We start from the raw sequence: 21162 nt of genomic DNA on the forward strand, positions 1-21162 counted from the left end.
TGCGCTTTTATCAAGTGCCCACATTTATTGACTGTTAATTGTTAAAGAACCGTATTCTTTTCTGCTTTTGCTTCGAAGCGTTGTGTTCGTCAGCAGCAGAGAAGCGAGATTATGCAGGATCTAACCATACATGTCAACTGCCCGCTCAACCTTACCTAAACAATCTGCCTCCGACCACCTCAAATATAGAAATAATCCAATCATTTTTAACGGGAAACGATCTTAATATCACCCTACTTCACTCTTTTTATCGCATAAGAGTATCTGGATTCATTCTTTGCGCACTCACGCTCCGCTCAATACAATCGCATTTCCTTTCTAAACAAGACATTCGGCCTCCGATGTATTTTTCAAATGCGGTGATTGTTTGAAGTGAGGGCATATCGATTGACTAACGCATTAAGAATATGATTAGTAGACATTTCCACCGATATACATTGACGCTATCAATTGCATTTGCCTTTCCTGCTTATAGCGCTGGCATCCCAACGTTGCAAGAGGTCATCGTTAGTGCAGAGGGTAAAAATTTAATAGGCCTTGCTGATGCGGCAAGTGAAGGGACAATTACGGCGAAACAATTGGCCAATCGGCCATTGCTACGCCCCGCTGAAGTAATGGAGGTGATTCCTGGCATGGTTGTTACCCAGCACTCCGGTGATGGCAAAGCGAATCAATACTTTTTACGTGGATTTAATCTCGACCACGGCAGTGATTTCTCGACTCACGTGATGGGCATGCCCATCAATATGGTGTCACACGCTCATGGCCAAGGATATATGGATCTCAACTTCGTGATCCCTGAGCTGATCAGTACCGTTAAATATAAGAAAAATGTTTTTGATATTGGTGGTGGCGATTTTGCTACCAGCGGCAGCGCCCGCATTGACTACGTCAAGAAACTTGATACTCCCTTTATTGATCTGTCTTTGGGTGAGCATAGTTATCGCCGCATACTGGCTGCGGGAAGCACCGAGGTCAATGGCATTCAATTTTTGACTGGCGTAGAAATCGCTGGCAATAATGGGCCATGGGAGCAAGCTGAACAATTAAAAAAACAAAATGCATTATTTCGTATTTCATCAGGAACCACATCTAATGGGTATGCACTGACTGGTATGGTTTATAGCGCAGACTGGCTTGCCTCAGAACACGTACCTGAGCGTGCTATCGATAGTGGTGAAATCGGCAGATATGGGACTCTAAGTAAAAACGATGGTGGGAAAGCCCACCGCTACAGCCTCTCTGCAGATTGGGCTGCATCACAAGAAGCCACGTCAACTCGCGCAAATATATATGCGATCGATTACGGTTTAAACCTGTTTTCTGCGCCATCCGGCTACATGACAGGAGCACAAGGCGATCAGCACGAACAAAGTGACTCACGTATTGTATTAGGCGGCAGTGTTTATCGCATATGGGATCTGGCTCAAGATTGGAGTAATACAGAAATTACCGCAGGACTTCAGTTGCGCCAGGACAGAATTGGCAAACTGGGACTGTACAACACCATCAACAGACAACGAACCAAGATCGTTCGTGAAGACAAAATAACTGAAACAACTTCCGGCTTATTTTTTGACGTTAAAACACAGTGGACGCCTTGGTTACGCACAAGTCTTGGAGGCCGAAATGATGATATTCGTGCGCAAGTAACGCCTCTTGACGGAATTTATAATGCAAATAATGGCGGCAGTGTCGCAGCACGTCAATTTAGTGGCAAGTTGGGTGGAGTATTTGGACCATTCAATATTTTGGGACAAACCGAATTTTATGCGAATTGGGGAAATGGCTTTCATAGCAACGATGCACGCGGTGCAACCACACGTGCCAATCCACAATATGGCTCTGCAGTTGACCCTGTACCATTGATCGTCAAAGTGAAAGGTAGCGAAGTCGGGCTACGTGCCGCAGCATTCCCCGGCTGGAACACAAGTGTCAGTTTATGGAAAATGCAATTAGCTTCAGAACTGGTATTTATTGGAGATGAAGGAATTACTGAGCCGAGAGGGGCATCAGATCGCACAGGGCTAGAGTGGTCAAATTATTTTACCCCGGCACATGGCATCATTGTCGACGCAGACTTGGCGATATCCAGAGCGCGCTTTAAAACTGATATTAATGGAGGCAGACGCGTACCAAATGCCGTACCACTCACTGCTTCTCTTGGCGTTACCGCAGATAATGGTGGCCCTTGGTTCGGAGGTTTGCGCTTGCGTTATTTAGGCTCATACGATCTTGAGGAAACTGGCACTGAAAAATCCCAGGCATATTGGCTAACCAATCTTAAATTAGGTTATCGGTTTAATAAACAATGGCAAGTAACAATGGATTTACTCAATGCATTCGATAAAAAGGCGAATGATATTGAGTACTGGGGAGGTGCTTGTACTCGTCAAGAAATTGGTACTGCCACCTGTGGTAGCGATGGGCGCCTGATACACCCAGTAGAACCAAGAACGATACGATTGGGATTGAAGCTGAGTTTTTAATGCGTGGAATCCACATATCATCTCGACTCAAGAATAAATTCAGTCGCACCAAATCTCAGACACAAGCAACAAAAACGTTTCAAACGTTTCATTCACCTTGAAACAAACTCAAACAGTGAGCAGTGATTACATTGATTTCAAAAAATATTCACAAAAGCCCAAATCTAACGATCCGGGCTTTTGTTGAAGTGGCTGCTTATTCATAAAAATAAAAAGGTGCGTGATATCTCCCCCCCCACCCCACCCACTACTCTGCTCAATTACGTTCCAGCTCATCAGCACGTTAAGCACATCGTGCAGGCTCAGGCCAATGTAATGCGATTACGCCCACTCTGTTTGGATAAATACATTGCAGCATCAGCGACATCAAACAATTCGTCAGCATCGGCGGTCAATTCCATATCGGCGACACCGCCGGAAAAAGTCACTGAAAAACTAACGTCTTCAGAATGTTGCTGAATCTTGGCAAATGCAATTCTGACCTGATCCAGCACTTTACGCGCCACTTCTGCAGTTGTATCCGGAAAAATCACGGCGAACTCTTCTCCGCCATAGCGCCCTACAATATCAGTACGACGCAAACGCTGCCGCAACAATCTGGCAAGTGTACGCAATACCTGGTCCCCCGCGGGATGCCCAAAACTATCATTGATCTGCTTAAAATTGTCCAAATCGATCATTGCCAACGCAAGTGGCAATCCATTACGACGAGCCTGCAGCACCTCCGATGCCAGATGCTCCTTGATCGCAGTATGATTGAACAACCCCGTCAAACCGTCACGCATAATCAAAGCACGTAAGGAGCGATAGCGCTCTGCCCTGGTTGACAATGACGAAATCAGATATTCGGAAGCAACTGGTTTGGTGATGAAATCATCAGCACCGGCACGAACAGCATCAAGCTGCTTGCTCAGATCAGCTTCACTAGAGAAAAATACAATCGGAATATCAAGGTATGAATTGTCCTGTCGAATGATTTTAGAGAGTTCTATGCCACTGCATACCGGCATATAAACGTCCATCAATACCAGTTCTGGACGGAAATCAGTCATCACACTCAGTACCTGCGTGGGGTCACTGAGTAAACGCACATTCATACCGGCATTATGCAAAATCGTCGCGTAATACTTTGACGTTACGGCATCATCATCAATGATTAATATACGATACCCTTTGCTTTCGTCATGCGAAAGAACGGCATCAATACGCTCAGTCAACGCCACCACATCAACAGGCTTGGTGAAATAGCCATCACCTTTTGCACGAACCGCCAGCAACCGGGATTCAAACGTACTCGATTTTGAAACAAAAATAGTCGGTATCCGCAAACGCTCTATCTGCTCGATACGAGCCATTTCCTCTACACCCGCGACCCTGCCTTCCGGAAAACTGAGTTCAATCACCACGACATCAGGACGCCGGGTAGCAACTGCTACAGCGATTTCTTTCAGATGATGGAGTCTTAACACTTCATAACCGAAATGCTCGAGTTGTGTCGTTATTGCCGCGTTTTGCGCTTCATCTTCATCAACCAGATAAATCAATCTCGGATCACTACGTATTTTCTCTTTTTCCTGAACAGATTCGGCGATACCGTTGATCGGCTTACTCTGATTGATTAACGCTGTCGAAAAATAGGCATGTACATCGCGGGCATATTCATTCAAGGACTCAACAGACCAAGCGTCACCTTCCAGAAAAGGCTTAAGTTTTGCCTCGAATACTCTTGCTTGAATACCAAGATCAGCAAACCCGAAAGTGCCAGCTGATCCCGCCATCGTATGCAAATGGCGATGTAATACGATCATTGATTCTTTATCCGATGGGCATTCAACGACTTTTTTTAACGTGTCATTGATTTCATCGATTTTTGATGGCAATTTTTGCAAGAAAATATCTTCAAGCGCACGTAATTTTTCTTGCAGGCTGTCATATTTATCAGACATTACGATACCTTTTCCTGCCATATTTTTTGCACCTGAGCTGAGAGATCCATAGGATCAAACGGTTTTGCAATCACCCCTATAGCGCCCAGCGACTGGTAGTACTCCATTTCCGTCGATTGTACTTTGGCAGTCATAAAAATAACCGGTGTGGACTGCGTTACCGGTAATTTACGCAATTCAGCGAGCGTTGTTGGTCCATCCATGACGGGCATCATCACGTCCAGCAATAACAGGTCTGGTAAAAACCCGTCTTTGATGGCTTCCAATGCTGCGGTTCCGGAACTACAGGTTTTTAATGAAAGGCCGCCAACCACTTCTAATGCAATCTGAGCAACAGTCTGTATATCCCGATCATCCTCGACATATAGAATGTTAACAAGCGTTGCTGAAGTCATTGTCACTCCTTTAAGTGATGCCGTATATATAAAGGTCAGCATAAATCAAGATAAGACTCAAAACAATCAGAAATCAGTCAGGAATCTTGATATTTACCAACAAAACCATGTTCTTGTTACAGATTTTATGATTCACAAAAGATTCCTCTCAGAAACAGGAAATTCCAAGTACCTGCTTTGAGCCTCATAGTGTTCATTCAATGGTCTATCAAAAAAAACTGCCAACAAGTTTATTTTGATGCATTTTTTTATTTCAGTGAAAAATCAACACGTGTCGTTGCACCTTTATCTTTAATACCGTCGGCAGTCAGTTTAGGGGCAATCAAAAAAAGACGGTCACGCTCAATACCACTGACATCTTCGAGATAATCTCTGACAACGTCTGCACGCTTTTGCGCCAATCCACGCAACGCATCTGGCGTAATCATTGTATGGGCCAGCAACATCTGCTCTGCTTCTGCGGTCGGGAGAGTTTTGGCTATCCCAATCAAATTGCGTGGCTTATCCATTTTTTCGGATTGATATAACTCTTCAATATATTTCTTTCTATCGTCCGCGCTTAGCTGTACTTCTTCTTTTTTCGTGCTACGGTCTTTCTGGCGCGCATCTTTCCACTTCAAATCACGTAGTCTCTGTTCAAGAATCATTTGCTTGCTGCCTTCAGTATCATTAGCAGCATCGACCCGCCCAATAATATCAAGCTTCAGCCCTGAACGTTTTTTCAATGCTATTGCCAAATGATCTAGTTTATCTTTGGCAGCTGGTGTCAATACGGACTGTCCCGGCAAAAATTCGGCATAGGCAAGTTCTTCACCACCGCCAAACATAGACCCCAGCAAAGAAAACGGTGCCGTAACAGCCTTAGTAATGACGTTGATCAACACACGGAAAATAATATTTCCGACAGAAAACTGAGGATCAGACAAGGAACCGGAAATTGGCAAGTTAATCGCGATCTGCCCATCATTGTCACGCAGCAAAGCTACCGCCAGCATCACTGGCAATTTAGTCGCAGCAGGGCTATCGACGCGCTCGCCAAATGTCAACTGATCAAGTCTTACTTCATTTTCAGCCTTCAATTGCTGATTTTCCACGCGATAGGCAACCTGCATTGAGAGCTTGCCTTTTTCGATGATGTAACCTGCATATTTTGCCGCGTATGGTGTCAAGCGAGTCAACTCAAGACCGTTGGCACTCCCCTTGATATCAAGAAAAATAGGAGATAGCAAGGGATTCACCGCACCAGAAATCACCAACGGTGCATCATCATCGACCTTACCAGTCAACTCTACTGTAGCAGGCTGAGGATTATCCGAAGCAACAGCCCCGATATTACCGCTCAACCCAGTCAGATTGGCGCTGTAATTGGGTTTAATAAAATTATCGGTAAAATTGATGTTTCCACCGCGTAAAGTCGTCTGCATCACCCGAATGATGGGTGCTGTAGCTTCAGGGCGAATCATTGCTTTACTGTTGTCAACCGATTGCTGGAGTTTAGCGACCGTCGTGGTCGCCACGCTTGCACTATCTACAACGACCTTGGCTGTCTCCTTGGTGATATCGCCACTCGCTCCGCCAGCATTGGTATTAGCCTGCACATCCTTGTTCTGTGTACGACTGACCAGAATGTTTTGCAGATTCAACTTGCCTTTTTCAGACAAAATCGCTCTGGCATAAAAATCATTCAGCGATAATTTTTTGATTGTAATAAGTGGTTGTTTACTTCCGATATTCGCATTAATACCATCGAGCGCAATGCTCTTCCACTCGAGAAAATCCTCACTGGCGCCGTTTTCCAGCACATGAAAATCCGTCAAACTCAACATGCCGTTATAACTAATCTGGCGATTATCTTCCGTGATATTCAGCAAATTGATTTTTGCTTTGGCGTTCGCACGACCGCGGGTCAGTGCCACATTCACATATTGTGAAAAATAAGGATACAACGCCGCCAGAGGTAAGCCCTCGGCATCCAGGTTCATATCGATTTTCTTCAACTGAGCACTGCTATTACCATTCATTTTGACACTGGATTTTCGCCCCAGATTGGATTGCAAGGAAAATTTCATGGCTTGCGATAAATCGCTTTGTAGCTGTTCGAGATGTAAAGCAATTCCATCTGCCTGGATGCGGAACGCAGGTTCCACAGACTGGTCACTAAATGTCACTGCACTATTTTTGACATCAATATTGGCGAATGCCAGTTTCCATGCTGCATCAGACGCAGCAACAGCTGGAGGTGCCGTATTCTGCCTGGTTCCGGAGGTCACCGCAGTTTCTGCCGGTAACCATTTTTTAATGCTCAGAACTGCTTGAGAATCCCGGCGAATATCACCATTCAGACCATCGAGCTGAACATTACCGATCCGAATGTTACGTTCGGAAAGATCAAGACGAAGCTGATCGACAACAAGTGATTTAAAACCGATTCCGGCATCATCCCCCGCCTTCCCTTTCACCTGAAACTGACCTAACGTCAACTTCGCCTCATCGAGTGCAAGCTGCGACTGCGCCAGATGCACTTGTGTACTCACATCCAGCTGGCCTGCCATATTGGCAGCCAGATACTTATTGATCAATGGCTGATATGGTGCCAATGGGAGGTGACTGATGCTGAACTGCCCATCCACGGCGACAGATAGTGGCTTAACTTCACCAGTGAATTCTATTTGCTCCTCATGCTCGCCTGTCATTGCCAACTTGACAGCAGCTGCCCTGGCATCCGTTTTTGTCGTCAATCCACTGGCTGTCAGATGGATATTGCTCAAGTTGATCGTTTGTAACGGCACTGCATGTGCAGCATCACTCAGATGAATTTGCCCTTTTTCCAATGTGAACTGATGTAACTGCACCAAAGGCAATAGGCTGACGCCCGTATTTTTCTTTTCTGGAACAGTCTTTGACGATGTGTTTTTGGCTGTACTCACCGAACCCTTGACACCAGCGGCACCAGCGTTTGTATCTGGCGCCATCAGACTCGCCCAGTTCAATTTCCCTTGAGAATTAATGTTCAGCCAAACTTCTGGTGCGGACAATGTCAGATGGTTCATTTCCGCCATCAAACTCATCACATTCAACTTCTTTAGCGAGAGATCAAGACTTGCCAGCTTGAGTAATGGGGTCTTTTTGGTATCTTGCAAACCAATATCCTGCAAGCGCAAATCTCCTGCCAATATCAGTTCAGGGGTAGTATTTTTACGACTGAAAATCAGATCCAGCTTGGTTGACAATTTAGCGCTTTGTATCTGCACTGGTAAAGGCACAGGAACGTAAGGTACATAGCTGGCAAGATCGAGTTGCTCCAGATCAATTGCCAATGAAGTATCAAGCGTACTGGTGAAAGGTTTTGCACGACCTTTCAGCGTCAGGGTAGAACCATTAATCCTGGCCGAAAGTAACGGTTCCACAAAGCTATTCACCTGATTCGGGAAATTAGATAAAAATGGCACGCCCAGTTTAAGCGCATCAATGTTGACATGTCGATCAACGACTTCATCATCGAACTCAATCAGGCCATTGTTAATCTGCAGGTTTGCCAGCGAAAACCGGAATGGCGTATCGCTCTTGGGCATGGCGGCGATTTTATCGAGAATGTCATTAAAATTATAATGACCGTATCCATCGCCACTAGTTCGAATGATGTGTGCATATGGCGTATCAACTCTGACCTCATCCACTATTAACGCCTGACGAAATAAGGATGCAAGCGACAAATTCAATACCAGTTGTTTGACTTTGAATGCCGGAGTGCGTTGATCTGCCTCATATAAACTGACGCCATCAAGCGTCAGCGTCAGTGTAAAAGGTGAAAAATGCGCCTCCGCAATCTCCAGTTTGCGACCTATCTGTTGCATTGTCTGCTCTGCAGCCACGCGTTTTACCAATGACGGCAAGAAAGTCCAACTGGTAACTGCACAGAACAAAAGAAGAGCCATTAATCCAGCTAACCAGCGCCCCAGATGCCAGCGTTGGTATAGCGGAGAAATGAGAGAAGAAATGCGGTGTGGCAGTGTTGTCACGATCGTCACGATACGTCCCGGATAAATTTTTTGCGGAAAATACTGTCAATGCAGCATTTGTATCTTCAACATTATACGTCCCGGCACTCAGTATCAAAAGACAAACCCCGCATGAGCGGGGCGGATTTCTGTTGCAATGTTCTATCGAAGCGCACATCTTCTGAAGCGGATATGAGAATACGCTTGCCATGATCTGGCGCGGTATAGGGCTTTAAAAATACGGGCCTTCAGTGGCGCTCTTTGAGTTGGACGCTGTCCTTGATCAGTTTGCAAAGCTGCGGTCTTAATATAGTGCTAGTTCACTGGAAAGTGACCTCTCCTGCAAAAACACGCGCCTGAATTCGATTATCGCCGATATGATAAGCAAGATCCGCCGGTCTTTCTATTGCCCAAAGAGCGAAATCAGCGGATTTGCCTACCGCCAGCGTGCCGGTTTCCGCAGCAATCCCCAGCGCTCTGGCTGCATGACAGGTAACCCCCTGCAAAGCTTCTAAAGGCGTCATGCGGAACAAGGTACACGCCATATTCATGGTCAGTAACAAGGAGGTCATTGGCGATGTACCCGGATTGCAATCCGTCGCAAGCGCGATCGGTACCCCTGCAGCGCGCAACCCAGCCAGCGGCGGATATTTGGTCTCGCGCAAAAAATAAAATGCTCCTGGTAGTAGCACTGCTACCGTACCAGCATTTGCCATTGCAGCAATACCCTCTTCCGACAAGTACTCCAGATGATCTGCCGATAAACCCCGATAACGCGCCGTTAATGCGGCACCTCCCTGATCTGAAAGCTGTTCGGCATGTAACTTTACAGGAAGCCCAAGCGCTGTTGCTGCCTGAAACACACGTTCTGTCTGCGCTGGAGTAAAGCCAATTTTTTCGCAGAAGACATCAACCGCATCGATCAGCCCCTCATCGGCAAACGTGGGTAACATCGAATTACAGACCAGATCAATATAGTCATCAGACCTGCCGGCATATTCCGGCGGAAGCGCATGCGCTCCAAGAAAGGTCGTTTTAATACGCACCGGAGCATCCCGCTGCATCTGCCGGGCGACGCGTAATATTCTGGCCTCTGTCTGTACATCGAGACCATAACCAGATTTAATTTCAACTGTGGTCACACCTTCCGCCATCAGACGACGCAAGCGTGGCAGACTCTGCAACATCAGCCCAGCTTCATCCGCCGCACGAGTTGCCCTGACCGTAGAAACAATGCCACCGCCCTGGCGGGCAATCTCTTCGTAGGCGACGCCATTGAGTCTGGCCTCGAATTCATTGCTACGGTTTCCGGCAAATATGAGATGCGTATGACAATCAATCAAACCCGGTGTCATCCAGGCGCCCTGCGCATCATGTGTTTTCAGCGCAGTATAAGACGGCAAATCCCGTTGTTGTCCCAGCCAGGCAATTTTGCCCTCTTTGACCGCGATTGCTGCATTGCGTACTTCACCATAGCCATCATCCATACAGGCCAGATGCAGATTAAGCCAGAGACTATCCCATTGCATCATGGCTCGCCTCTCGTCAAAAAATGAATCCGTATCAGATATAGCACCGCATCTTCGCTGGCCTGTAGCTCCAGAACAATCCCGGCATGCGGGTGTTCTTCATCGAATAAATATAAATCCTCTGCACCCATGTGTTGACCCGACGCCAGCGTTGCCGAGCCAGATGCACAGAACAGCAGCAATTGTTGTGCGTCTTTCGCTTCGATAAAGTGGGAGCCGCTTTCCAGTCTTTGCATGAAATGCGTGCATACCCCACGTCGGCTCATCATGTTCAGATCCAGCACCGGGCCACCGGGTAACTCTGCGATGATTGGCAGCTCTCCGGCAAAACTGTGTGGCGCGGCAGCCTGCGTCAGATGAACAGATTGTGCATGCGTCTGCTCACTGTCGCTGTGCAAGACCAGACCGTCGCCAGACAGTATTGCCAAAGTGCGGTCAATCTGAGGAAAATGCGAAAATAGCCCATCGGCATTCACCTGCGCCGTACTCAGCCGCCAGATGAAATGATCCAGGCTTGATCCTTGCGGGAAAATCGCCAGCTCTGTCGTGCTGCCACCGCCATTCTTCCAGGGCATACTGTGATAATCCTGATGGCTCCATTGACGCATAGGCTGCCTCATGTCAGTTGATATACAAATGCTGATACAGGTGTTGGCATTGTGCGCTTAATACGCCGTCTGCCACCAGCTTTTTCGCGGCTTCTATATCCGGTGCAAAGAAACGGTCTTTATCATAAAACGTCACCTGCCCACGCAACGCCTGATGTACCTGCGTCAGCATGGAAGATGTTTTTAATGGTGCATGGAAATCAACACCTTGTGCAGCTGCCAGCAGTTCAATGCCAATAATGGTTGCGGTATTGTGTGCCATTTCATGCAAACGTCGGGCGCCATAGGTCGCCATGCTGACATGATCTTCCTGATTGGCGGAAGTCGGAATCGAATCCACACTGGATGGATGAGCATGGGACTTATTCTCCGATGCCAGTGCGGCAGCAGTGACATGCGCGATCATGAAGCCGGAATTCAGCCCAGACGACGGCACCAGGAAAGGTGGTAAACCAGAAATCGATGCGTCGATCAACAAGGCAATACGCCGTTCAGAGATAGAGCCAATTTCGGCAATCGCCAGTGCCAGCGCATCTGCGGCAAACGCGACCGGCTCTGCATGGAAGTTACCACCAGAAATCACTTCGCCCGTCTCGACAAACACCAGTGGATTATCCGTCACTGCATTTGCTTCGATCAGCAAGGTACGCGCTGCATTGTTAATGATATCCAGACATGCGCCCATGACCTGAGGCTGGCAACGCAGACAATACGGGTCTTGCACACGTTCATCATTAACCAGATGTGATCGACGGATTTCGCTTCCCTCCAGCAGGCTGCGATAAATTTGTGCTGTCGCAATCTGACCAGGCTGACCGCGCGTCAGATGAATGCGAGGGTCGAACGGTGCATCGCTACCTTTTGCCGCATCAACCGACATGGCACCAGTAATCGTCGCAGCTTCCAACAAACGCTCTGCCAAAAATAAGCCGTGCAATGCCAGACCCGCGGATACCTGCGTACCGTTGATCAATGCCAGACCTTCTTTTGCAGCCAGAACAACAGGCTCAATACCAGCCGCCGCCAGGGCATCTTTTGCTGGCAACAACTGCCCATTCATACGGACATTTCCTTCGCCCAGTAAGGCCAGCGTCATGTGCGACAACGGCGCCAGATCACCCGATGCGCCGACTGATCCCTTGACCGGAATCGCTGGCATGATGCCCGCGTTATACATCGCGATCATCGTATCAATCACTGAAGCACGGATACCAGAATATCCACGTGACAGACTTCCTATCTTCATTGCTAAAATCAAACGACAAACTTCGTCCGCAATCAACTCGCCGGAACCGACGGAATGCGACAAAATCAGATTGCGCTGTAACAACTCCAGCTGTTCATCCGGAATGCGGGTTTTTGCCAGTTTTCCAAAACCAGTATTAATGCCATAAGCAGCATCCCCCTTTGCCACGATGCGATCAATAGTGGCTGAAGCGGCATGAATCGCCGGATATGCTGCACTATCTAATGACAACGGCTGTGCCTGAGACCAGATTGCCCGTAGGTCAGAGAGAGTGAACTGACCTGGGTGAATGACGAGTGACTTACTCATGTTGGTTTCCTTCATATGAAATCAATGTGCCAGATACTACGTACCAGCAACAGTCACGTTGCTGCAGTATTCAATATCGACAACCATAATGCGAGAAAATATGCTGCCCTGGCAGCGTATTTCTGAGAATACAAAATGCTTTCGATCTATTTTCGAGTCCATACAGGATTGATGCAAAATTGTTCCGCCAGAGCATAGGCAACGAGAGCAGTACGTGCTTGTACGGCAAGAAGCTTGCTGGTGCAACTTTGCATCAGTCCTGATGGATATCGGCTCATGTCCGACGATATTCGATCGTATTCATTTGCACGCTTATTTGTATACTTTTGATTTGCTTTGATCTACTTACCGGATCATTGGCAAATTCAGACCTTCGCGCTTGGCGCAGGCCACCGCCTGTTCGTAGCCAGCGTCGGCATGACGCATCACACCGGAACCGCAATCGTTGACCAGTACGCGCGCCAGACGTTTCGCTGCGGCATCTGTCCCGTCGGCCACAATCACCATACCGGAATGCTGGGAATAACCCATACCAACGCCACCGCCATGATGCAAAGAAACCCAGCTGGCGCCACCGGCGGTATTCAGCAAGGCATTCAGCAAAGGCCAGTCAGAGACTGCATCGGTGCCATCGAGCATCGCTTCTGTTTCGCGGTTAGGACTGGACACTGAGCCGGTATCAAGGTGATCGCGACCAATGACGATCGGTGCTTTGAGCTCACCGTTTTTGACCATTTCATTGAATGCGAGGCCGGCGATATGACGTTCGCCCAGACCCAGCCAGCAAATACGTGCAGGTAAGCCCTGGAAGGCGATACGTTCACCCGCCATGTCCAGCCATTTATGCACGCCTTTATTGTGCGGGAATAATTCCTTGATTTTGGCGTCGGTTTTACGGATGTCTTCCGGATCACCCGACAAAGCCACCCAGCGGAATGGGCCTTTGCCATCGCAGAACAGCGGACGGATGTAAGCCGGTACAAAGCCGGGGAAATCGAAGGCATTTTTTACGCCGGTATCGAATGCGACCTGGCGGATATTATTGCCATAGTCGACAGTAGGTATGCCCATCGCATGGAAATCCAGCATTGCCTGTACATGCACCGCACAAGCCTGAGCCGCATCCGCCGTCAGCTTTGCATGTTGTGTCGAATCGTGCTGGGCAGACTTCCACTGTTCCACGCTCCAGCCTATAGGCAGATAGCCATTGATCAGATCATGGGCCGAAGTCTGGTCAGTTACCAGATCCGGTTTCATGCCGCCCGCTTTGGCGCGCTTGACCAGCTCAGGCAAAATTTCAGCCGCATTGCCGAGCAAGGCGATGGAAACCGCTTCTTTACGTTCGCAATGCTGCTGTATCAGCGCCAGCGCATCGTCCAGGTCTTTCGCTTGTTTATCGACATAACGGGTACGCAGACGGAAGTCGATACTGCTTTGCTGGCATTCGATATTCAGCGACACCGCACCGGCAAAGCTGGCTGCCAGTGGCTGCGCACCGCCCATTCCACCGAGACCAGCGGTCAGTATCCAGCGCCCACCCCAGTCGCCGTTGTAATGCTGGCGTCCGGCTTCAGCGAAAGTTTCATAAGTGCCCTGCACGATGCCTTGCGTGCCTATGTAAATCCAGCTGCCTGCGGTCATCTGACCATACATGAACAGACCTTTGCGATCGAGTTCATTGAAGTGTTCCCAGTTGGCCCATTTCGGTACCAGATTGGAATTCGCGATCAGCACGCGTGGTGCATCTTCATGGGTCTGGAATACACCGACCGGTTTGCCTGACTGTATCAACAGGGTTTCATCAGCTTCCAGCGCCTTGAGCGAAGCCAGAATCTGATCATAGCATTCCCAGTTACGCGCCGCGCGACCGATGCCGCCGTACACCACCAGATGCTTAGGATTTTCAGCAACGGCCGGGTCCAGATTATTTTGTATCATGCGATAAGCTGCCTCAGCCACCCAGGTTTTACAAACCTTCTCGGCACCATGCGGTGCGTGGATAACACGGCTGGCATCCCAGCGTGGGTCATTATGCAATTGCGTTGTCATGAGTTGTCTCCTGTTAGGTGGAAGGTCGGTGCTTTGATCGCGATGATTCTCATCACGATCAAAGCTGCTCGTTCAGTTGCTATCTAAGTTGCTATCAACGTTGTGATTTACGATGGAAGGAGTTTAAGTTGTATATACAACTTATGCAAGCGGATTTTTTCTCTTTTTTGAGAATTTTATTTGGCTAGCAATACAACTAAGACAACTAAGAATTTGACTGAAAATCAGGGTAAAACTGTCCTAACCAAGTTGTCATACTTCGTCCTGGTGAGTATTACGTCATCATCTGCGTTGCAATTTGCTACACAGCGATGGAACACGAGTACGTCAATAATGAGACAATAGACAAAAATTATTTGCAGGATACCCGTGTCAAAACCTACTCAAGCCGCTCCCGCCTTTCAGATAATCAAGGATTATCTGCTCAAAGAAATCCAGACCGGAACGTGGAAAGAAGGTGATGCCATCCCTTCGGAAGCGATGCTGGCAGAACAGTTCAGCGTGTCGCGTATGACCGTTAACAGGGCAGTCCGTGAGCTGACGAGTGAGCAAATTCTGAACCGGATTCAGGGATCGGGCACTTATGTCGCACAACAAAAGTATCAGGCAACATTGGTGGAGATCAAAAGCATTGCCGAAGAAATCCGTTCTCGCGGCCATATCCATCGTAGCGAATTACATGAACTCAGTGACAATGTGGCCAGCGAACTGTTGGCACAACAATTTCAGGTCATGCCTGGACATAGATTATTCCACTCAGTGATCGTTCATTTTGAAAATGACGTAGCAATTCAAGTAGAAGACAGGTGGATTAATTCGGCAGTGACACCAGATTATCTGGAACAAGATTTCAGCCGTATGACACCGAATGAATACCTGGTTGCCGTTGCGCCCCTGCAGGGTGTTGATTACAGCATAGAAGCCGTACTTCCAACGAAAACAGTCGCTGAGATGTTGCATATTTCAAGCAAAGAAGCTTGTCTGGTATTGCACCGAAAAACCCGCTCACAAGGAAAAATTGCCACCATCGTGACAATGTGGCATCCGGGCAAACGCTATCAATTTGCAGGCAGCTTTTAAACTTGATCATCCTGGCTTGATAATTCCTGTACAGCCCGCATGTGCGGGAAATTGCAAGGGAACCAACTCTACTGCAACATGGTCAGTAACAACTTCACACCAATCAACAAGAAAGCACCTCATGGCAAAGAAAAATGAACTCGATCCGGAAACCGAAGCACTGATCGCCTGGTGTACAGAAGTAGAAACATACCTGATCGCCGGAGGCGCTACCCGCGATCAGGCACAAGATCACATCGAAGAACAGATTGAATGGTTTACCGATCTTTTTTTTGATGGACTGACACCAGAAGAAGCTGCCAAAGAAGCGTTGGCATAAATATCAATGCAAGGCAGCCCATACGTATTATTTTTCACGCCAGAATCGCCATGAAACGCCCCATTTATTTCATCTCATGTGCACTTGCAGCACTCTTGTTGAGCGCCTGTTCGACCACTAAGCGTACAGTACAGGACCATGAAGAATTTGGCGCCACCGGCGTCTTTACCCGCAACTTCGCCTCTGCCGAGCAAACCGCATGTGAGGCAGCTCGTCGTGCCTTGTTGAGCCAGGGTTATGTCATCAGTGACTGGAAGCCGTCTGTCATCAAGGGACGGCGTAAATATCAACCAGAAAATGATATTCATGCCGAAATAGAATTCAACGTCGTCTGTGTCGCTGACAGTAAAGGCAGCAACAGCACTACTGTTTTTGCCAATGCGGTACGTGACCGGTATTCACTGAAAAAAAGCAATACCTCTGCCAGTATCGGTGTCAGCGCTCTGGGATCTGTTTCATTGCCTTTTGGATCAACAGATGATGCGCTGGTCAAAGTTGCCAGCGAAACGATACCGACCGGACATTTCTATGAGCAGTTTTTTGATTTGCTGGAGCGTTATCTGGATAATGTCCCTGCAATCACCGAGCCAGAAACTGAAAAGAAGCTACTGATACCACCGACACCACTCACCTCGCCCTCAGGCACAGCACCAATTCAGGCACCTGCCTCAACACAAAACGACGCGTCTAAAAAAACGGATGAAGAATCACCATGATGCAAACGGATGATCTGCAGCGACTGCTGACACGCAAAATGCCTTACGGAAAATATAAGGACAAAGCCATCGCTGATCTTCCAGGTGATTATCTTGGCTGGTTTGCGCGTGAAGGGTTTCCTAAGGGTGAGATCGGTCGTTTGCTCGCACTGATGTACGAAATCGATCACAACGACCTGCGCAGCTTATTACAGCCGCTCAGAGACGCTGTGAAGTAATCAATCGCGTTCAGTGGCTTATCTGTTTATTGACTCTCATCGGCCGAAGCAATCAACATCGTCGCAATATCATTCGCATTCATCAGTCGTGCAACCGGATAACGACGCCATTCAGGTTCACGAAAACGCTGGCAATGAGTAAAAATAAAGTCCAGCACCGCTTCCTGATTGTTTAATAACGCCGGATGTTCTAGCTTCCAGCGCTCAAAAGCGAGACGTGTCAGCTCTTCACTCTGCAAAATTTCTGCTGCGGTATCCTCAAATACGTAATCGGAGTACGCCTCTTTTTTTTCCAGCACACTATTAAAAAATCCCCAGCGGAAAAAACTGTCGTGTGCTTCCGGCTCCAGCGTTTCCACCGCATAACGCGCCTGAACCTGATCCAGCATCAATACCATATCACCCACCTGCGCTGTGACCTCTTCTATCTGACAATCAAGACTGACCTGATCGTGAAACAGATGCCCTTCATAAGCATCAGGGCGTGACCCTATACTGCGTATGCGATACATCTGCACTTGCAATGTCGTCGTACGTGTTACCTCGCGTAATATCACGCCATTCCATTGCAAGCGCTCAAGCACTGCCCACCAGGATTGCGGGATCAGATAAGCAAGTGGTTTGACCACTTGCACATGCGGCACAAAGTGATTGAAATAAGGAATTGGTTTTTCCCAAGGTTGCTGACGGTCATATGACAAACGGGTGTAATTTCCCAGGCGGCTAGGACTGTATTGCGCCTGATAACCTTTAAACATAAAGCTTGAAGGCTGATGATGATCGGCTCGCCAGTTGACCGCAATCTCCGACTGTCGGGTGAAAGCCTGACGTGCTTCAGCACGCAGCAACTGAATCTGGCCAGCATGCGCCACCGTAAAACTCAACACCGTTTCAATCAATGCACGCATGGATGCATACCGATCGGCAAAAGGTTTCAGCATATGCGTTTCCGGCATAAATCCTATGGTCTGATGCAGCGCTGCATAGCCGGTAGAAAATCGTGGCGTTTCCAGAAAATCTTCAATGCCATGATCGGGAATTTCGTTGACTGGATTGACATAGGGACAGGTCGGCCAGCCACGTGCATCCATTTCACGGTAGATGGCTGGCAACATGTTGTCACGCAAAAAATTCCCGAGTTCGCCGCCCAATTTATCTGTCTGCGTCTGTATCAGTGTCATCGTGTATTGATAGTCCGCACCATTCGATGTATGCGTATCGACCATCACATCGGGATTCCACTCGCAAAAAAAACGATTGAATACCTGTGCATTCAAGCTGTCACATTTAATGAAATCGCGGTTTAAATCCAGATGCAGGCTATTGCCACGAAAACCAAATTGTTCAGGTCCATCCTGATTCACACGCGACGTATTCTGGCGATTCAGGCATCCATCAACGTTATAGACCGGTATAAATAAAAATACCGTTTTACCCAACGCTTCTCGTAGCGACTGTTGCAGACAAAAATCTCTGACCAGCGCCATGCAGGCATCAATACCTTCAGGCTCTCCGGGATGTATGCCGTTATTATTAAAAAAAACTGGCCGATGCGCCTTTTGCAATTGCTCACGATCAAAAACGCCGTCAGCGCTGACCAGGCCGGCATGAATAGGTCGCCCTGCATCAGAATAGCCAATGATCTTGAAACTCAGTACCTGCGGAAACTGTGTGGCAAGTTGCTCATAAAACGCAATACAGGCATCCCAGGTTGTTGTCTGAGTCTGGTTACCAGATTCATAAGGCGTCAATAAATGCGGAGGGATTGAAAGCATGGAATCAGCATCCAGGAATAAATAAGGGGAAAATTTTAACAGGCGCTGAATACAGACGCCTCTATGCGGCCTCTATGCGACCACTATGCGATCCGATTCAGCTCAATTGGATTGAACTAGTCAGGAATAGTTCCCGCTGAAACCCATGCCAAAATCCATATCGATGATAAGTGAAGACATCACAAACAGAAAACAATCCGGAAACAGATAATCATCTGGCCAGTACCTGCAAACTGGCTCATCGGCACTTCAAATTAAGTATCACCATCCAGATAGTAAATGCTAATCCATCATACCTGCGTAGCTGACGTACTCAGTAGCGCCTGTATACGGTTCCTGACAAAGCCAATATGGCTACGTAAACCATACAATTCCTCAGCATAGGAAAGCGGTATTGTCAGGCGATTCACACGGGCTTCGATATCATCCAGATGATGCAATTGTTTTTGTAACACCTGTTGTCGATCTTCGGACGTCAGATTTTCTATGGACTGCTCCACCAGCCTCAATTGGCCATACCAACGGTAAATCCGGGAACGGATACGCCAGACATACAGCGGCGGAATAATTTTGGACAGCGGCAGCAACAAGGCACCGAACGCAACCAGCACGACCCACATACGCTCAAAAAAGTTGGCAATCCAGAAGCTCAGATAACGCTGTAATACAGGAGGGCCGGACTTATAAAATTTTTCAGCTTCATGAGAAACCGGAATTTCTACATATTTATCAGAGGGAAACTCCCCTTGCTTGCTAAACCAGTCAGCGCGGCTATGTATCTTTTGCGCAGCCTGCAACAGCAAACCAGTTAGTGCTGGGTGCAGACTTTCGTGCGCAACCATCGTTGCCGTTGGAGAAATCAGATGATAATCATGCGCTGGAATATCGTTACCGATGTCGACAATGCCTCTGGGCAGCACGACATGCGACAAAAATGGAAAGCGCCGTGTATAGGCTTCCGCCTGCACAAAATCAAACAAGCGGATACCCGGCGTCAGCAGCAACATTTGCACCAGAGGTGAATCACTGGCACTGCTAAAGACCAGAGCATCTATTTTTCCATCCAATAATGCCGCTGTAGCCGGAGTATCCTTCAGATATCGCAGGTTGACATCTTCGGTGGTCATGTTGTTGACAGATAAAATCTGCGAAAACAGACGATTGACTCCCATTCCTTCGGAACCGATATTGATCGTTTTTCCTTTGAGCTGACTGATCGTAGTGATCTCTTTTTTATCGCGGTAAAAAATCCATATAGGCTCATAAAACAGGCTGCCCAGCGAGATCAGACCTTTTTCCTGCGCGTCTGCTGTTTCAATGGAACCACTGCGGACAAAACCAACTTCAATCTCAGAATCGGGATCACTGATACGTCGCAGATTTTCCTGCGAGCCCTCCGATGCCTGAAAACGCAAGCTGATCTGATTTTTAGCCAGCTCTGCTGCGTAGCGTCTCGCAAAACGCTCATAACCACTATTTTCTGGGCCGGTAGAAATATCAATGACACGCGATGGCGCAGGATCTACCAGCCAATAGCCGATGCCGCAAACGATGATCATCATGAGCGTGACTGGACCAAATGCCACTAGCAAATCGCGCAAAGAAAACAGCGTGAACTTGATTTTTTTCATCGGCGTCAGATCAGGCTTCAGCAACCTTACTGGTAGCAATATATTCTGCGTCAAACTGATCCAGACCTGCGCACATGACCTGATAAGCTGCAGCAACCTGCTCAGGATCGCCTTTTACACCCAGTTCGATATGACGGCGTTGTGTCGCTGAACCTACGCTTGGCAGACTGAATACTTTAATTAAGGGAAATTCTGCTTCCAGTGCTTCCATCAACGGTGTCAGTGTCGATTCCATTGATTCATAGACAAAAACAGCTTGCTCGGCACGCGCTTGCTGATGGAATAAATGCTGGAAATGCGTATCCAGCACCCACTCTATCATTGGCCATGCCATCACCGGAAAACCCGGTACGAAGTAATGCTGACGAATCGAAAACCCCGGGATTTTATTATAAGGATTGGGTATCAATTCAGCGCCTTGCGGGAATTCGCCCATCTTCAGACGCTGCAAATTCTCTGCACTATCGAGGTCGATTTCTTTGCCAGCCTCTTTGGCCATATCACTGATTCTGCTCTGGATCAAACGCTTTGCCTCCGGATGCAGCACCAGCGGCAGGTTCAGTGCAGATGCGGCGCACTGGCGGGTATGGTCATCCGGCGTGGCACCAATGCCACCCGTTGAAAATACGATGTCGTTACTCCCGAAACTACGCTGTAATGTCGAAATAATGCGGGTGCGGTCGTCACCGATATATTCAACCCAATCCAGTTGCAAACCGCGTGCGTGCAGGAGTTCGAGCACTTTAGGCATGTGCTTGTCAACGCGTTTGCCAGACAGAATTTCGTCACCGATAATGATCAGACCGATAGCCACATGAGACTCCTGATAAATGTTACACAATGGGTACGCAATC

Annotated in this window: 15 protein-coding genes; 5 read left to right on the forward strand and 10 right to left on the reverse strand. The window is 47.9% G+C overall.

Annotation, left to right across the window (positions count from 1 at the left end; translation table 11 throughout):
* Positions 1-437 precede the first annotated feature (437 nt).
* Positions 438-2489, forward strand: coding sequence for a TonB-dependent receptor (locus ACO0LB_RS18930; RefSeq protein WP_423051952.1), 2052 nt, complete (start codon positions 438-440; stop codon positions 2487-2489).
* 302 nt (positions 2490-2791) lie between these two features.
* On the opposite strand, the gene ACO0LB_RS18935 is transcribed toward ACO0LB_RS18930, so the two are convergent.
* The 7 genes from ACO0LB_RS18935 to hutU form a co-directional block, all read right to left on the reverse strand.
* Entirely contained in the window at positions 2792-4435 is a 1644-nt protein-coding gene (locus ACO0LB_RS18935; protein ID WP_423051954.1) for a diguanylate cyclase, read from the reverse strand.
* Complete coding sequence (locus tag ACO0LB_RS18940; protein WP_423051956.1) at positions 4435-4830, reverse strand: response regulator; 396 nt, start codon at positions 4828-4830, stop codon at positions 4435-4437. The genes ACO0LB_RS18935 and ACO0LB_RS18940 overlap by 1 nt, the downstream gene beginning before the upstream one ends.
* Before the next feature lie 248 nt (positions 4831-5078).
* Positions 5079-8858: a DUF748 domain-containing protein gene (locus ACO0LB_RS18945; RefSeq protein WP_423051958.1), complete on the reverse strand. Its 3780-nt coding sequence runs from the start codon at positions 8856-8858 to the stop codon at positions 5079-5081.
* 290 nt (positions 8859-9148) lie between these two features.
* Complete coding sequence (hutI, locus tag ACO0LB_RS18950; protein WP_423051960.1) at positions 9149-10360, reverse strand: imidazolonepropionase; 1212 nt, start codon at positions 10358-10360, stop codon at positions 9149-9151.
* Positions 10357-10965, reverse strand: a complete 609-nt coding sequence (locus tag ACO0LB_RS18955; RefSeq protein ID WP_423051962.1) for a HutD family protein — start codon at positions 10963-10965, stop codon at positions 10357-10359. Before ACO0LB_RS18955 ends, hutI begins: the two co-directional genes overlap by 4 nt.
* Before the next feature lie 13 nt (positions 10966-10978).
* Positions 10979-12520 carry a histidine ammonia-lyase gene (gene hutH, locus ACO0LB_RS18960; RefSeq protein WP_423051963.1) on the reverse strand — a complete coding sequence of 514 codons (1542 nt, stop codon included), beginning with the start codon at positions 12518-12520 and terminating at the stop codon, positions 10979-10981.
* A 345-nt stretch (positions 12521-12865) separates the two neighbouring features.
* Positions 12866-14569, reverse strand: coding sequence for a urocanate hydratase (gene hutU / locus ACO0LB_RS18965; RefSeq protein ID WP_423051965.1), 1704 nt, complete (start codon positions 14567-14569; stop codon positions 12866-12868).
* 369 nt (positions 14570-14938) lie between these two features.
* Between hutU and hutC the strand changes: the two genes are divergently transcribed.
* The 4 genes from hutC (at position 14939) to ACO0LB_RS18985 (ending at position 16902) form a co-directional block, all read left to right on the forward strand.
* Positions 14939-15649: a histidine utilization repressor gene (gene hutC / locus ACO0LB_RS18970; protein ID WP_423051967.1), complete on the forward strand. Its 711-nt coding sequence runs from the start codon at positions 14939-14941 to the stop codon at positions 15647-15649.
* A 121-nt stretch (positions 15650-15770) separates the two neighbouring features.
* Positions 15771-15968: a hypothetical protein gene (locus ACO0LB_RS18975; protein ID WP_423051969.1), complete on the forward strand. Its 198-nt coding sequence runs from the start codon at positions 15771-15773 to the stop codon at positions 15966-15968.
* 50 nt (positions 15969-16018) lie between these two features.
* Complete coding sequence (locus ACO0LB_RS18980; RefSeq protein WP_423051970.1) at positions 16019-16684, forward strand: DUF2242 domain-containing protein; 666 nt, start codon at positions 16019-16021, stop codon at positions 16682-16684.
* A complete protein-coding gene (locus ACO0LB_RS18985; protein WP_423052033.1) occupies positions 16684-16902 on the forward strand; it encodes a DUF3820 family protein in 219 nt (72 codons plus the stop codon). The genes ACO0LB_RS18980 and ACO0LB_RS18985 overlap by 1 nt, the downstream gene beginning before the upstream one ends.
* Before the next feature lie 26 nt (positions 16903-16928).
* On the opposite strand, the gene ACO0LB_RS18990 is transcribed toward ACO0LB_RS18985, so the two are convergent.
* The 3 genes from ACO0LB_RS18990 to ACO0LB_RS19000 form a co-directional block, all read right to left on the reverse strand.
* Complete coding sequence (locus ACO0LB_RS18990) at positions 16929-18677, reverse strand: M14 family zinc carboxypeptidase (RefSeq protein WP_423051972.1); 1749 nt, start codon at positions 18675-18677, stop codon at positions 16929-16931.
* A gap of 290 nt (positions 18678-18967) precedes the next feature.
* Positions 18968-20347: a TAXI family TRAP transporter solute-binding subunit gene (locus ACO0LB_RS18995; protein ID WP_423051974.1), complete on the reverse strand. Its 1380-nt coding sequence runs from the start codon at positions 20345-20347 to the stop codon at positions 18968-18970.
* On the reverse strand, positions 20319-21122 hold the full coding sequence (locus tag ACO0LB_RS19000; protein WP_423051976.1) for a competence/damage-inducible protein A: 804 nt from the start codon (positions 21120-21122) through the stop codon (positions 20319-20321). Before ACO0LB_RS19000 ends, ACO0LB_RS18995 begins: the two co-directional genes overlap by 29 nt.
* Positions 21123-21162 lie beyond the last annotated feature (40 nt).

This window comes from Undibacterium sp. SXout7W (assembly GCF_049339385.1).
Lineage (GTDB): Bacteria > Pseudomonadota > Gammaproteobacteria > Burkholderiales > Burkholderiaceae_D > Undibacterium.